Here is a 13384-nt window from a genome sequence, read left to right as displayed (position 1 = left end):
CGGTGCCCGCGGCCAGGAAGGGCGCGGGCTCCAGTCCGACTCAGGGGACCCCAGCTGGGTCGTCAGCGGGAACAGCGCAGGATCGCGCCCACCGCTGCTCGCGGATCCACGCCTGCGCGGTCACGTCCTGGTGCAGCTTCTGGTCGGCGGCCGCGCGGCGCTCTGTTTCGAAGGTGCCGGGCATTGCGGCGTCGACGGGGGGCCGCGACCGAGTGGCGCCGTACCCATCTGTCGTGAACTGTCCCACCGAAGACGACAGGGCCGGGCGTCGTTTTGCGCGGTGTAAGAGAGCATCTGATCAGTGTTCACGCGGATGTGAGTGGGATGTCCGTTTCGATTCGCCAGGTTGGTGCGGATTCTCCGGTCAGTTCGCGGGACATTTTGTTAGCCATGGCCCAATGGATCATCGCTCGTGATCGTTGGGGCAGGGCTTCGTAATCCCGGGCGAGGCGGCGGTGCTGCATCAGCCAGCCGAAGGTCCGCTCGATAACCCACCGTTTCGGCAGCGGCTCGAACCCCTTGGCCCGTGGCCGCTGCACCACCTCGACATCGATGCCCAGACCGGCGCCGTGGTTGAGGATGCTGTTCTGGTAGCCGCCGTCGGCCCAGACCTTGGACACGCTGGGATGTGCTGCGGCCAGGTCGTCGAGCAGGAGCTTGCCGCCGGCGGTGTCGTGCACGTCGGCGGCGGTGACGAGGACGGCCAGCACCAGGCCGAGAGTGTCGGTGATCAGGTGGTGCTTGCGTCCTTTGATCTTCTTGCCGGCGTCGATGCCCTGGCTGGTCTCGGCGACGTTTGCCGAGGTCTTCACGCTCTGCGCGTCCACCACGGCCGCAGTCGGCTCCGCCTGGCGGCCGTGGAATCGGCGGGTCTTGTCGCGTAGCAGGTCGTGGACCTGCTGGGTGGTGCCGTCGGCTTCCCACTTCGCGTAGTAGTCGTAGACGGTCTTGTGCGGCGGAAAGTCGTGCGGCAGGTACTCCCACGGGATGCCGGTGCGGTTGACGTAGAGGATCGCGTTGACGATCTCTCGCAGGTCGTGCACCCGGGCTGCCGTTCCGGGTCCGGTCCGTCTCGCCCGCCAGGCGTCGAAGATCGGTTCGATCAAGGCCAGCGGGCGTCGGACACATCACTGCGGTACGGACGACGAACACTCACGCCTCATCCAACGACCGCCAACGGCGGCAGTCACAAAACCATCCCAGAACACCAACTACCTAGATCAGACGCCCTCTAAGCGGTGCCGAGTAGGGCGAACGCGTGCAATATGCGGACGTAGTGCTTCGGCGGTGAGTGCCCCAACCAGGCGTCGGGGCTGTCCAGTGGTTCGGCCAGGTCCGTGCGTCATCCACCGCCCGGTGGGCACTGGGTGGTGGATGACGAGATCAGAGTGTGGGTGTCAACAGCGGCGGCCAGCGCTGCCACTCTGGTCAACTGGGCACGGCCTCGCGGCGGCCCTTTCCTTTGCGGTTTTGGTGCCAGCCCCCGCCGCTGGGACGGCCGCACTGGTCCCTGCTGAATTCGGTCAACAGGGCCAGCGTGAATCTGGACGGTCTACACCTTCCCCCTGATCCAGGGTTAAGGGTTGTCTTCTGTTATTGGGCGGAACCGGGCTGCGGAACCATTGATGAAGATCATGAGGGGCTGCATGTCGCGATACCGTTCGGTGTCTAGCGAGCGCAACTCCACACCCCGACCCAAGATCTCCTTTGTCGCCCACCCCTTATCAGCGGGAAACCCCTCACGTGCCGCTTCGTTCTGCACCTCGAACAGCCCACTCGCAGATTCCCAGCCGCCAAGTGGTTTGAATTTGCAATGGATCCAGGGCCAGTCATGTGCTGTCACGTAGAGGAGTCCGATGGGATTACCTCCCATGGTAATCTCCCAGTCGGCTTCAAGCCTTTCACCCTGATCTGCGCTCATTAGTCCCACACATCCCAGTTCGTATCGGGTGTAGAGTGCCCCGAATCCTCCAGGATTTTCTTCAAGCTGGTTCCCGGCGGCCAGTAATGGACGATTGCCTCGTGCGGCAGCCGCCCCTTGATCAGGATTTCCTTATCTCTCCACGCCATTTGTCGAACATCTACTCCCGTGGACTGCAGAATACCTGGCGGAACATCAATTCCGTCGAGCGCTCGGACCACCTCAGAATTTACCTTGGTCAGGTCAATCGCAATGTATCCGTTTTCACCCCTAGGCCCCTTAGTGCTGCCGCTTCCGTACCTGCCGACCATGACCTTCGGATCTATTGTGGTTGAGATCCATGGCGATGACTCGTCATTAGCGAAGATGTGCTGCCAGGGCAGAACATCTGGGTCGCTACCTGGACGAACAAGGCTCGCGTTCGGGCCTTCGCCCGGTCGGAGCGCTCTGAACGCACCGTACTTCGACAACGCGTGTGCAGAGACTCGAGGAGCCCAGAGGCCCTTGAACCAACTGATGCCAGGGCCTATAAGACTGCTTCCGGCCCCACCGGCTGCCCCGAAGAGGAGATCCCACGGGTCAGTCGGACGGCAATTAAATTCGTTGATCGCGTAGGAGAATCCTGCTCCGATACCAGCGTTGACCAGCGCAGATGTGGCCAGTGCGCGTCCACCGGCCAAGCCGAGGGCCTTGGCGGCGATGTTTCCGGCTCCGGGCATGAGCAACCCGCCGATGCCTCCGACGACGGCTCCCGTGAGGGCGGCCTTGCCAAAGCCGGCCGCGGTGAAGCCACCGTTGCGGTGCTGCCAGCTGTAGATCCCGCCTTCCACAACTGCACCGATTGCTGCGCCGATGCATGCCGGGCATGCACCTGTGGGGTCGGACTGGTTGACGGGGTCGTTGTTGGCGTAGGCGTAGGTGGAGGAGTTCGCGGCCTGCGCCGTGTCAGGGCGAGGGTCCGGGGTGGTGAAGCGTCCGGAGTCCGGTGCGTAGCTGCGTGCGGGTAGCTGGATGCGGCCGGTGAGGGTGGGGTCTTTGATGGTGCCGGTGAAGCCGAAAGGGCTGGGTTGTTTGGTGCCGACGCCGGGTATGCCGGTGGCGGTGCCCCAGGTGCTGTAGCTGTATTTGTAGTTCTCGGCTGCGGTGAGGTCGCGGACGGAGGTGATGGAGTCCTGGCGGTCGTGGAGGTAGGAGAAGGTGGTGGTGGCAGTGCTGGTGCCCTGGGGTTCGCCGAGTGGGCCGTAGTAGTGGTCGCCGACGAGGGTTCCGGTGGCGCTGAGGTCGGTGGCGGTGCGGGGGATGCGGGTGTTGATGTCCCACTGGGCGGAGCGGTAGACAGCTCCGTTCTTCTTCGTCGTGGTGCGGTTGCCGTCTGCGTCGTAGGTGAAGGTGTAGGTGTCTGCGCCGGTGGTGGTGGATTTCAGACGGCCCAGGGCGTCGTAGGCGTAGGTTCCCGCGGCGTCTTTGGTCTGGTTGCCGTCGGCGTCGTAGGTGAGGGTGGTGACTGCGGCGCCGGTCGTGCTGTTGGTCATCTGGTCGGCGGCGTCGAACAAGTTGGTGGTCGTGGTGGTGCCGGATGTAACGGAGAGGCGGTTGCCGGCCTTGTCGTAGCCGTAGCGTTCGCCGGTCGTGCCGGGTAGGCAGCTGATGAGGGTGCTGGTGTCGCTGCAGGTGCGGGTGAGGCGTCCGGCCGGGTCGTAGTCGTAGCGCTTGGGCAGTCCGGTGGTGGTCGCGTCCTTGAACGTCTCGGTGGTTACTCGGCCTGATCCGTCGCGTTGGAACTGGCGGACTCCGCTGCCTTCGGTCATCGAAGCCTGGCGGCCCGCTTGGTCGTAGGTTCGGGTCTCGGTGAGGGCTGGCGTGGTCGGCAGGGTGGTGGTGAGCAGGTTGCCTGCGATGTCCCAGGCGTAGGTGGTGGTCTTGCCGTTCTGGGTCTGGCCGGTCATGCGGCCGTCTGCGTCGTAGGCGTAAGTGGTGGCCCGGCCGTCGGGGTAGGTCCGGCTGCTGACGGATCCGTCGGGGCGGTAGGTGTACTTGAAGGGGTTGGCCGAGCCGGGAGCGGTGATGGTGAGTGGCCTGCCGGTGCCGTCGTAGGTGAGGGTCCGGGTGCCGGAGGCGTCGGCGATGGTGGCTGGGCGCCCTGCGTTGTCGTAGGTGTAGGTGATGGTGGGGGTGCCGTCGGAGTAGGTGGTCGAGGTCATCAGGCTGCGGCTGTCGTAGGTGCTGGTCATGCTCTGACCGCGGGCGTTGGTGACCTTGGTCCGGTTTCCGTCGGGGTCGTATGCGTACTGGGTGCTGCGGTTCAGCGCGTCGGTCGCTTTGGTACGGCGGCCGTTCTTGTCGTACTCGTAGGCGGTGACGTGCTGGTTGGCGTCCGTCTGCGAAGCGAGGTTTCCGGCGGTGTCGAAGGCGGTCTTCGTGATGCCGCCGTCAGGGGCCGTGGCCTGGGCCGGCCGGTTCAGGGCGTCGAAGACGTAGCTGGTCTTCCGGCCTTGGGGGTCCGTGCTCTCGGTCAGGTTGTTCAGCGCGTCGTACAGACTGGCGATCTTGTTGCCGAGGGGGTCGGTCTCGCTGGTGGTGTTGCCAGCCGCGTCGTAGCCGGTACGCCAGGTGAACTGGGCGGGGTCGGCGCCCGTCGCGTTGCCTCGGGGGTCGGTGCGGGAGGTCTGGCGGCCTGCCGCGTCGTAGCCGTACGTGGTCTTGAACCCGAGGGGGGAGGTCTCCGAGATCCGGTTGCCGTCCGCGTCGTAGGCGAAAGCGAGGGTGTTCCCGTTGGGGTCCTTGACCGCGGTGAGCTGAGCAGCCTTGTCAAGGGTGTAGACGGTGGTCTTGCCAAGCGCGTCCGTGGTCTGAGCGATGTTCCCGGCGTCGTCATAGGCCGTCTTGCTGACGTTGCCGACTGGGTCAGTGGTGGAGATGGGCCGCCCGTTCCTGTCGTAGGCGGTGGTGGTGGTGCGGCCGTCGGGGTCTTTCAAGCTGGTCTGATTTCCGGCTGTGTCGTAGCCGTAGGTCCAGGTGAAGGCGGCGGGGCTGGCCCCGGAGGCGTTCCCGCGGGGGGTGGTGGTAGTGAGGAGGCGTCCGGCCTTGTCGTAGCCGTAGGTCGTCTTCCCGCCGCTGGGATCCGTCTTGGATGCGGTGCGGCCCACGGAGTCGTAGGTGTATGAGGTGATCACGTTGCCGGGCTCGGTCATCGAGGTGAGGCGGTTCGCGGCGTCGTAGGTGAGGGTGGTGACCCGGCCGGCGGCGTCCGTGACCGTCTTGAGGTTTCCGACTGCGTCATAGGTGCTGAGCGTGGTGGCACCCTTGGGGTCCTTGACCGAGGCGACGCGGTCGCCACCGTCGTAGGAGTAAGTGGTGGTGAAGGCGGCGGGGCTAGCGCCGCTCGCGTTCCCGCGGGGGTCGGTGACCGTCAGCGGCAGGCCAGCCGCGTTGAAGGTTCCCGTGCTCCTGGCGCCGTCCGGTGCAGTGACCGCAGTGAGGTTGCCGCGGGCGTCGTACTCGTATTGCGAGACCTTGCCCAAGGGCGTGGTCGTGGTCTTGAGCTGCCCGGCGGGCGTGTAGGTCATGGCGCTTGCGCCGCCGAGAGCGTCCTTGACCGAGATGAGGCGTCGGCCGGTGTCGTATCCGAAGGTTGTGGTGTTGCCAGTGGGGCCCTCGAACGTGCTCAGGTTCCCAGCGCTGTCGTGGCCGTACCGCTGTTTTGCTCCATCAGGTGCGGTGACCGAGGTCAGCTGCCCCGCAGCGTTGTAGACGGAAACCTGTGCGTTGCCAAGGGGGTCGGCGACTCGGGTGAGGTTGGAGTGCCCGTCATATGTGTAGTCGGTCTTGTTTCCGAATGGGTCGTACTGAGCGAAGAGGTGGTTATGGGAGTAGATGTCCGTCCACACGCCTCCGTCGGGCATCGTGGTGTCCGTCTCGGCGCCGTTGTAGGCGTGCGTGGTGACTGCGCCGGTGGCGTTCGTCTGTGAGACGACTCTGCCCTGGGTGTCGTAGACGCTGCGGACTGGGAAATGGCCGTTGCCGTCCTTAACGAAGTTCAGGCGGAAGGAGGCGTCGTACCCGTACTCCGTGGTACTGCCGCCACTGGTCACCGAAGTGAGACGGCCACCCGTGTAGCCGTAGTCGACACGGTGGCCATCCGAACGGATGGCGCCCGTGAGCAGGGAACCCGTGTACTGAAGCGTGGCGCTGGTGCCCCCTTCACCGCTGATCTGCGAGACCCGTCCACCGGTGTACGTGTAGGTCTCGCCCTGGCCGGAGCGGTCCTTGTCCGAGGTCAGAAGACCTGCTGGGTCGAAGATCAGAATCCGGTTTTGAACGGTGGTCAGTGAGTATCCGCCACCACTGAGAGGCCTGAGAGTGGAACGGCTGCTGCTCGGAGCGTCGAAACTGCTGCCCCCACCCTTGCTCGTATAGATGTGCCGGGATCCGCTGTCCGAGGTCAGGGTGATGTTGCCGGTGACGGTGTCCTTCGAGAGCCTGGCCTCCCATGGCAGGCTCCACCCCTGCCCGAGTGAGCCACTCGCGGTGTTGCTGGAGGAGTAGTGGCGTGACGCGGACCAACCGCCTCCAGGCGCGGCCTGGTCCAGGTCGTCCGCGGTTAGGGAGAGCGCGCCGGTCGCGGTGTTCACCGTGCCGTTCCGAACCACTTGCGGTTCGGAGAAACCGGTGGTGTCACACCCGGTACCGCAACCAATGGCTTCAGCTTCCGAGAGCGACGACGCGAACTGCAGATTGACCGGAGTCTCACCGCTGGAGTCAACGGTGCCGATGGCCGCCGCGCTGAAGCCGAACCCGGGGTAGACCGCGCCGGGGCACAGCTCTGGCGTAATGGTGACCTGCATGCTGACCTGCGGAATAGGCGAGTTGTTCTCCGTCACGTAGGAGGAGGACGGGGCAGTCACGACCTGACCCAGGTCGAAGGTGGTGTTCTTCCCACATGAAACCCTCCAGGTGACCTTCACCTGATGTGGCATCTCGAGCCACTTGCCGTTCGGCCCGATCTGCGAGTCGGAGTTCTCCATACCCGTGGACAGAGTGACTGTCTCGCCCATGAACACCGGGCCGTCGAAGAAGAGAAGGTGTCCGTAGCGTGAGCGGCTGATGGCCCGCGTCGCCCCTTCGGGTCCTATGAGCTGTACTTCGTCCGGCACACCGAAGATGCCGCCAGCTGCGGACCCGCGGTGGCTACCGGATCCGGAAGCCAGGGCTCGTTTTCGCGCTTCGGACACCTGCGCTTGAGGGCCGATCGGGCCTGTGGCAGGGGCATCTCGAAGTGCCGATGATGACTGGGGCCCGTGAGGATGAACAGCGTCCTCGTAGACCTGTTTACGGCGCGTGGCCAGATCTTGGGCCTTTTGCGGTGGACTACTGACGGCGGCAACAACCGAAGGTGTCGCTGGTGACGCCGACGAGGCACTGGCTGCGATGGGGCTGAGCAAGCTGAGCAGGACGGACAGGCATCCTGCTATGGCAATTCGAGTGTGCGCCTTCCTCAACTGAACCCCTCCTGGAACGCGGCATCAGGCAAGGCGGATGCTGCGCTCACCGTCACGCCACGGGCTCGAATATCCGTACGAGATCCCACAGGGTGTGCCGCCCACCCCAAGCATGGGAAAGCCCAGCCAGGGGAATGGCCTGTTCCCCCGTACCGAACGACTTACCCGGCGCCCTTGACAGGCCGCGGTGGAGGCAGGGCCTCGGTGATGACTGGTCACTCCCCGGCAGACCCGGCCAGGAGCTGGCGCCGGCCCGCCGAGCGCACCGCGTATGCCGAGCAGCTGCGCAAAGAAGTCGCCGCCGAGGCACTCCACCCCCACATCGTCTCGGAGTTCGCCGCCTCACTGGACGCCCGCGATCCCGGCCGTCCGGCACCCTCCCTCCCGTACATCGGCGACGTCCCGCCGACCTCGGCCTGGTCCTGGCCCTCACCACCGCCCGGGCAGCGCTGGAGGGAGCCGACGAGGCCGTCGTACTTCGGGCCGCCGGACACGAATGGGAGCTCCACCTGTCCGTGCGCCCCGTGCTGGAGGCCCTGGTGTCCGGCGCCTGCCTGACCCTCGGGGAGCTGGCCGAGCGCTCCGGCCTCCCCTTGGAACAGGTCGCGGCCCTCGCCACTGAGCTGGTATCCAAGGACGCGGCCGCCGTCTCCCAGCCGAGGTAGGAACGCCATGTTCGACGCCCCTGCCCCCGCCACCGTCGACCGGATGCTGGCCGCCCAGCAGCACGCCGCCGACCAGTTCGGCCTGCGAGCCAGTGGCCGCCGGGTGTGGGGGTACCGGGGCCGAACCCTGTCGGGCGCGGCCGGCCCGCACTGGTTGCGCGTGGTCTGCGCCGAGGCTGGTACCGAGGGCGGCAAGCTGTGGACCGGCCCGTCCACCTCCCGCGCCCTCCCCGCCGTGGTGCCGCGCCCCGACCTGTTCCACATCCGGGACTGGACCACCAAGGGCTACGCCTACCGGGCCGAGCTGTACGCCTTCGCCCCCGACCCGATCGTCTCCCCGCGCCCCGTCCTCGACGAGGACCCTGACCTGCCCGAGACGTGGTGGAAGGAGATGGTCGCCGCCCTGGGCGCCCTCGCCGACGTCCCGCCGCCGACGGACCGCGAGGCCGTACGTGAGGAATACCTGCGCCGAGTCATCCCCGAGTTCACCGGCCAGCAGGTCGAGGACGTCACCTGGACCACCGCACACGGCGACCTCCACTACGGCAACGTCACCCGCGGCCCGCACATCCTGGACTGGGAAGGATGGGGCCGCGCCCCCTACGGATACGACGCGGCCACCCTGTACGTGTACGCCCTGCTCACCCCCGAGACGGCCGCCCGCATCCGCACCGAGCTGTCCCCCGTCCTGGACCGGCCCCAGGCCCGTACCGGACTGCTGACCGTCTGCGCCCAGGTCCTCCAGGCACAGGACCGCGTCGACTTCTACGCCGAGCTCGCCGGCCCCGTGCGCGCGCACCTGGCCCACCTGTAGTGCCCGGTCCTGCCCGGTTGCCCCCGTTAGACCTAACAGGGGCAACCGGGACGACTCAGCACAGGAGGTGCCGCCGGTTCTTCACCAACAGCGGATCCAGCGGACGGCGGCACACCTCACATCGCAGACCGCCCGCCGGCACTGGCGGAAGAGGCAGAGGAGCAGGATCAGGCGCATGCGCCGCCCGGTCCCGGGCCTCACGGACTGCTCGGGCGTACCGGGCCTCGCCGTCCTTCCGCTGCTTCGCCTCCTCCTGCGCCTCCCGCTGGGAGTCGAGCACCCGCTTTCGCAGATCCTCCGGCAACACCGCACCGCCCGGTCCCAGCCCGAGCGCGGCGAGCGGCATCGTCGCCCGCTCCAGTTCGTCCAGCGCACACGGCGGATGGTGCAGCCCGAACACCGACAGGTCCGGTGCCTGCCACCACTGATGTGCGCGCGCGTGCGGCCGCCCCAGCGAGGTCGCCGCCTCCCGCTTCGAGACGGAGTAGAACCACACCGGCAAGCCCTCGTCGAGCACCACGTGCGGGAAGTGCACCCGCGGCCGCCAGAACCAGACGTCGACGACGCCCTGGCGGGCGTAGTCCCGATGGCGGGCCCGCCACCCGTCGTCGGTCATGAGCTTGCGCTGCGCCTCCAGCGCGATCTTCGTGCCGTCCCGCAGCAGCACCTCGACGTCGGCCCGCCGGTCGTGATCCTCCGTCCACTGCTCCAGCCGCACACGGTCGACCCCGGGCCTGGTCCAGGCCCAGGCCGCCAGGACGTGCTTGGTCGTGATGTGCCAGACCGTCTCCGGGCCGTGGCCCCCGGCCGGTGCCTGCCCGGGCGGGTGCGCGAAGTGCCGGCGGACCTTCCCGCCCAGCCGCCCCCGCGTCACCAGCGGCACCCGGGTGCCCGCCGGGGCCTCGAAACCGTGGAAGCAGTAGAAGCACACCAGTTGACCCGTGCCGCCGTACCCGAGGCGCTTCCAGCGCTCCGGGGGCCCCTCGGCGATGTGCACCTCTCGCCGGGTCTCCAGGTCGAACCCGACCACCAGTAAGTCGTCCTGCACGCTCCGCCCCTCCCCTTCGGCTTCCCCCGGGGTTGCTGTCGTCGCCAGAGGCCGGGGAAACACGCCGCCCCACAAGACGTGCCGCACCGGCCGGTTTCATTGCCGGGCGGTGGTGCGGATATCCCGCCTGGCCACGCCCTCGACCCGGCTCCGGCATACCTCTGTAACGGGGCGTTGGGTTCCGTGCGGAGCAACGGCGTCCGTGGGGTGTTTGCGCCATCATCGGATTCCGGCCGTTCCCCGCGGAGTGTCCGCCGGTGGTGATCTCTGATGGAACGCTCTGACCAGGTAGGCAGTGTGCCGTCCTGTGAGGAGAGACCATGTCCGACGCCACGCCCGGCTCTGAAGTTTTCGACCTCGGCGCGATCCCCGACTCGGGGGACGGCCCCGCGGGGCCCGCTGTGGGCTCGATCCCGGTGACCGAGATCCACCCGGAAGCCGACAGCGGCCTGACCGTGGTCGCCCCGGCCGACGTGAAAGCGGAAGACGTGGGCCTCTTCAGCGTCCGCTACAGGGGATCGGTGCCCACCCTCGTCCTCACCGGCGGCACGATCGTCCCCTCCCTGATCACCGTCGTCGACGGCTCCGGCAACATCCTCGCCGAGTACGAGGCACGCCCCGCCCCGAAGCGGATCAGGAGCCGGCTGCTGCCCGACGACCAGAACGAACTCGGCTGCGCCACCCCCGACTGCAAGCCCATCAGCCTCACCCGGTAGGCCCACCGGGGGCTGAACCGCCCCGCATCGGCTCCAGAGCTCGCCGGGCCGCCGTCACCACGGCAGCCCGCCGAGCACGGGGCAACCCGCCCGCCGGCACCCGGCACCCAGTGCCAGCGGGCGCCGGACACCGCGCGGCCGCCCGGCCCGGCGCGGGCCAAGACAGTACTGGCGAGGGCCGACACTGCCCGGGCGTGAGCGTTGGGCGGGCGGCTCGCGCCGGAGCGTTGGCGGGTGGTGCTAGCGCTGGGTGATCTCGACCGTTTCGCGCAGCGCGATCGTGTTCTGGTCTACGGGGAGCATGCCCCGGGTCCGGATGGCCAAGTCCTCTGCCGTGGAGGAAGGACCTGCTGCTCGCGTCGCGCTCCCGGTCACCAACGTGAAGGCGCGGGCGAGGGTTTCGAGTCCTTCGGATGCTTGTCCGGCTCGCTGGTCGGCGAGGTATGCGGCTTCGCGGCCGATGGCTTCGACGAGCCGTTCGCGGGCGACCGCGACGGTGGGTGACTCGATGGCGGTGCTCTGTGCCGGAATCGATCCCACGTCGGTTACCTCGGGCGTTGTTTGTTCGTCGGACACGTCTGTCTCCTCGTTCCGCCCTGGCGCGGGCGTGGGGCGGTTTTGTACCGGGGCGGGAGTGGCTACGGCTCCAGACGGGCTTCGACAGCCTCGACGGTTTTCCTCGGTCCCGTGGCGGGGGTGATGCGATTGGGGTCCGCCCGGATTTGGCTGCTGCGTGCTCCGGCCGCAGGCTGGTTGCTGATGGAGGATGAGGGGCCTCCGGCAACAAAGTCCTTGGCGAACGAGACCGGGTCCGAGAGACCCATGCCGCGGCTTGCCAGAGCGCCGACCACCGCAGGAGCCGCCATGGCGTCGGGTGATGTCACGAGAGCGAAGGCGCGGGCGAGGGCTTCGAGCCCTCCGGAGGCCTGTCCGGCTCGCTGATCGGCGAGGTAGACGGCCTCACGGCCGATGGCCTCTACGAGCCGTTCGCGGGCCACGGCGACGGTCGGTGACTCCTGCGCCTGGACCTGGGCCGGGATTACCTGGATGCCGCCCGCGGCCGCGTCCCCCTCCTCGGACTCCTCGACCGTGAAGTTCGCTGTCCTGGTGGCGTGGAGTGCGTCCTCGACGCGATTCTTCTTTTCAGCGTTGTCAGGCATGAATGCTCCCTCCTTGGCCGGCCCGTTGCCGTCCTGGTCAGAGCGTCGCAGGGCGTAACGTCACTGATCATTAACTGTCAGTGAAACGGCCGGGAATCGACGGGGTGGCGCGAAGATGCCTCCCCGGATCAGCCCACCGAGTGACGGCTTGTTTCATGAGTGGTCGCCTACGGAACATGGCGCCGCGGGATGGTCCGCCTGCAGCGATCGTGTTTCATGAGGCGTTGCAAACGGTGGGGCGCCTGAAACGCCGCCCTGTGAAGGGTGGCGGTCTCTCCGGGGACGGCTGTCCGGCTTAGGCACTGTCCGGCGGATCATGGGTAGTGCTCTACAGGTGCCGGCTACCAGTCGTGGCATGATCGCGCCATGGAGCACTTCATACGTCCCAAGGGTTCACCGCCTGTCAACGGATACAGCCACGCGGTCGCGTTCACCGGAGCGATGGTCGCTGTCTCGGGTCAGGTTCCTGTGGACGGCGACGGGAACCTGGTTGGTAAGGGCGACGCAGAGGCGCAGGTCCGGCAGGTTTACGCGAATCTGACTACTGCCTTGAAGGCAGCGGGCTCTGGTCTGGAACACATAGTCAAACTGACGGTTTACCTGACCGATCTGAACGATTTGGGCGCGTTCCGCAAAGTACGCGACGAGTTTCAGGACGTAGAGAACCCGCCCGCGTGCTCCTTGGTGAGGGTTGCTGGGCTGGTTCACCCGGACTTCCGGGTCGAGGTGGACGCATTGGCCGCGGCACCGAGCGCCGGGGATTGATGAGGCACTGTCCGGCAGATCATTGCCGGAGCCACAGGCGGATCGCGGCTGCGGTGACCGTGCCGTAAAAGACGTAGGCCCGCTTGTCGTAACGGGTGGCGACACCCCGGTCCGGACCCGGAACACGCGATATCGCCAATCCGCGGACTGCGAGGGCACCCGCGGTACAAGCCCTGGCGCCTGTACGCCGACCGGGGCTACGACTTCGACAAGTACCGCCGCCTACTCTGGAAGCGCGACATCAAGCCGATGATCGCCCGACGCGGCCACGACCACGGCTCCGGCCTCGGCAAAGTGCGCTGGGTCGCGGAGCGCGCCTTCGCCTGGCTCCACCAGTTCAAGCGCCTGCGCACCCGCTACGAGCAACGCGCCGACCTCCACCAAGGCCTGCTCCACCTCGCCTGCGGCATCATCTGCCTCCGGCGCCTTCGAAAGTCCCTCTGATTCGACCGGTGCGGCCAGCGGAGCTCTCAGCGGAGGTACTCCGGTGACCAGGCGTCGCTGACGACATGGCTTTCGCCGTTGTCGCAGCACGTCACCTCTGCCTTCAGATCCGACCGTTCTGCGAGGGCCTGCCGGAGGTCCTGGCGGAGTTGGTCGAGGAAGGCCCACAGGTCAGGGGCGACGACGCGGTAGCCGGTCTCGCTCACGTCGAGGCTGGTGCCGTCCCATGCCCCTCCGATGAGGCGGCAGACGGATCCGGTGGAGGAGCTGACCGCATACAGGTTCCCACCGCCGTCGGCCGCCCGACCACTGCCGCCGTGACGGAGGCCGGAACGGCGACGGCCCGGTGAGCG

General features: G+C 67.2%; 11 protein-coding genes and 2 pseudogenes. 5 read left to right on the top strand and 8 right to left on the bottom strand.

Annotated elements, in window-relative coordinates:
• Positions 1-305 precede the first annotated feature (305 nt).
• The 4 genes and pseudogenes from AC0693_RS34805 to AC0693_RS34790 form a co-directional block, all read right to left on the bottom strand.
• Positions 306-1156 (bottom strand): annotated as a pseudogene (locus tag AC0693_RS34805) (IS5 family transposase).
• Between the two features lie 420 nt (positions 1157-1576).
• Positions 1577-1921 carry a hypothetical protein gene (locus tag AC0693_RS34800; RefSeq protein ID WP_478804045.1) on the bottom strand — a complete coding sequence of 115 codons (345 nt, stop codon included), beginning with the start codon at positions 1919-1921 and terminating at the stop codon, positions 1577-1579.
• Entirely contained in the window at positions 1921-7074 is a 5154-nt protein-coding gene (locus AC0693_RS34795; RefSeq protein WP_478804044.1) for an RHS repeat-associated core domain-containing protein, read from the bottom strand. Before AC0693_RS34795 ends, AC0693_RS34800 begins: the two co-directional genes overlap by 1 nt.
• A gap of 560 nt (positions 7075-7634) precedes the next feature.
• Positions 7635-7913 (bottom strand): hypothetical protein, encoded by a 279-nt coding sequence (locus tag AC0693_RS34790; RefSeq protein WP_478804043.1) that lies wholly within the window; start codon positions 7911-7913, stop codon positions 7635-7637.
• A 21-nt stretch (positions 7914-7934) separates the two neighbouring features.
• Between AC0693_RS34790 and AC0693_RS34785 the strand changes: the two genes are divergently transcribed.
• Both AC0693_RS34785 and AC0693_RS34780 read left to right on the top strand, forming a co-directional pair.
• Positions 7935-8084 (top strand): hypothetical protein, encoded by a 150-nt coding sequence (locus tag AC0693_RS34785; protein WP_478804042.1) that lies wholly within the window; start codon positions 7935-7937, stop codon positions 8082-8084.
• A gap of 7 nt (positions 8085-8091) precedes the next feature.
• Positions 8092-8898 carry a hypothetical protein gene (locus AC0693_RS34780; RefSeq protein WP_478804041.1) on the top strand — a complete coding sequence of 269 codons (807 nt, stop codon included), beginning with the start codon at positions 8092-8094 and terminating at the stop codon, positions 8896-8898.
• Between the two features lie 55 nt (positions 8899-8953).
• On the opposite strand, the gene AC0693_RS34775 is transcribed toward AC0693_RS34780, so the two are convergent.
• Positions 8954-9946 (bottom strand): competence protein CoiA family protein, encoded by a 993-nt coding sequence (locus AC0693_RS34775; protein WP_478804040.1) that lies wholly within the window; start codon positions 9944-9946, stop codon positions 8954-8956.
• A gap of 320 nt (positions 9947-10266) precedes the next feature.
• Here AC0693_RS34775 and AC0693_RS34770 point away from each other — a divergent pair, with 320 nt between their 5' ends.
• The gene (locus AC0693_RS34770; protein ID WP_478804039.1) at positions 10267-10662 is read left to right on the top strand and encodes a hypothetical protein; all 396 of its coding nucleotides are present in this window, start codon (positions 10267-10269) and stop codon (positions 10660-10662) included.
• Between the two features lie 240 nt (positions 10663-10902).
• Here AC0693_RS34770 and AC0693_RS34765 read toward each other — a convergent pair whose 3' ends face one another.
• Positions 10903-11238: a hypothetical protein gene (locus AC0693_RS34765; protein ID WP_478804038.1), complete on the bottom strand. Its 336-nt coding sequence runs from the start codon at positions 11236-11238 to the stop codon at positions 10903-10905.
• A gap of 62 nt (positions 11239-11300) precedes the next feature.
• Positions 11301-11822 carry a hypothetical protein gene (locus AC0693_RS34760; protein ID WP_478804037.1) on the bottom strand — a complete coding sequence of 174 codons (522 nt, stop codon included), beginning with the start codon at positions 11820-11822 and terminating at the stop codon, positions 11301-11303.
• A gap of 366 nt (positions 11823-12188) precedes the next feature.
• On the opposite strand from AC0693_RS34760, the gene AC0693_RS34755 reads away from it, so the two are divergent.
• Positions 12189-12587 (top strand): RidA family protein, encoded by a 399-nt coding sequence (locus AC0693_RS34755; protein WP_478804036.1) that lies wholly within the window; start codon positions 12189-12191, stop codon positions 12585-12587.
• A gap of 126 nt (positions 12588-12713) precedes the next feature.
• Positions 12714-13031: pseudogene (locus AC0693_RS34750) on the top strand (transposase); the annotation flags it as partial.
• Positions 13032-13057: 26 nt separating this feature from the next.
• On the opposite strand, the gene AC0693_RS34745 reads toward AC0693_RS34750, so the two are convergent.
• Complete coding sequence (locus tag AC0693_RS34745) at positions 13058-13237, bottom strand: hypothetical protein (RefSeq protein ID WP_478804035.1); 180 nt, start codon at positions 13235-13237, stop codon at positions 13058-13060.
• Positions 13238-13384 lie beyond the last annotated feature (147 nt).

The sequence above is a fragment of the Streptomyces sp. NPDC043876 genome (genome assembly GCF_056435825.1).
The sequence above is the reverse complement of the archived record's forward strand: the minus strand, read 5'-3'. Positions and strand labels throughout refer to the sequence as shown.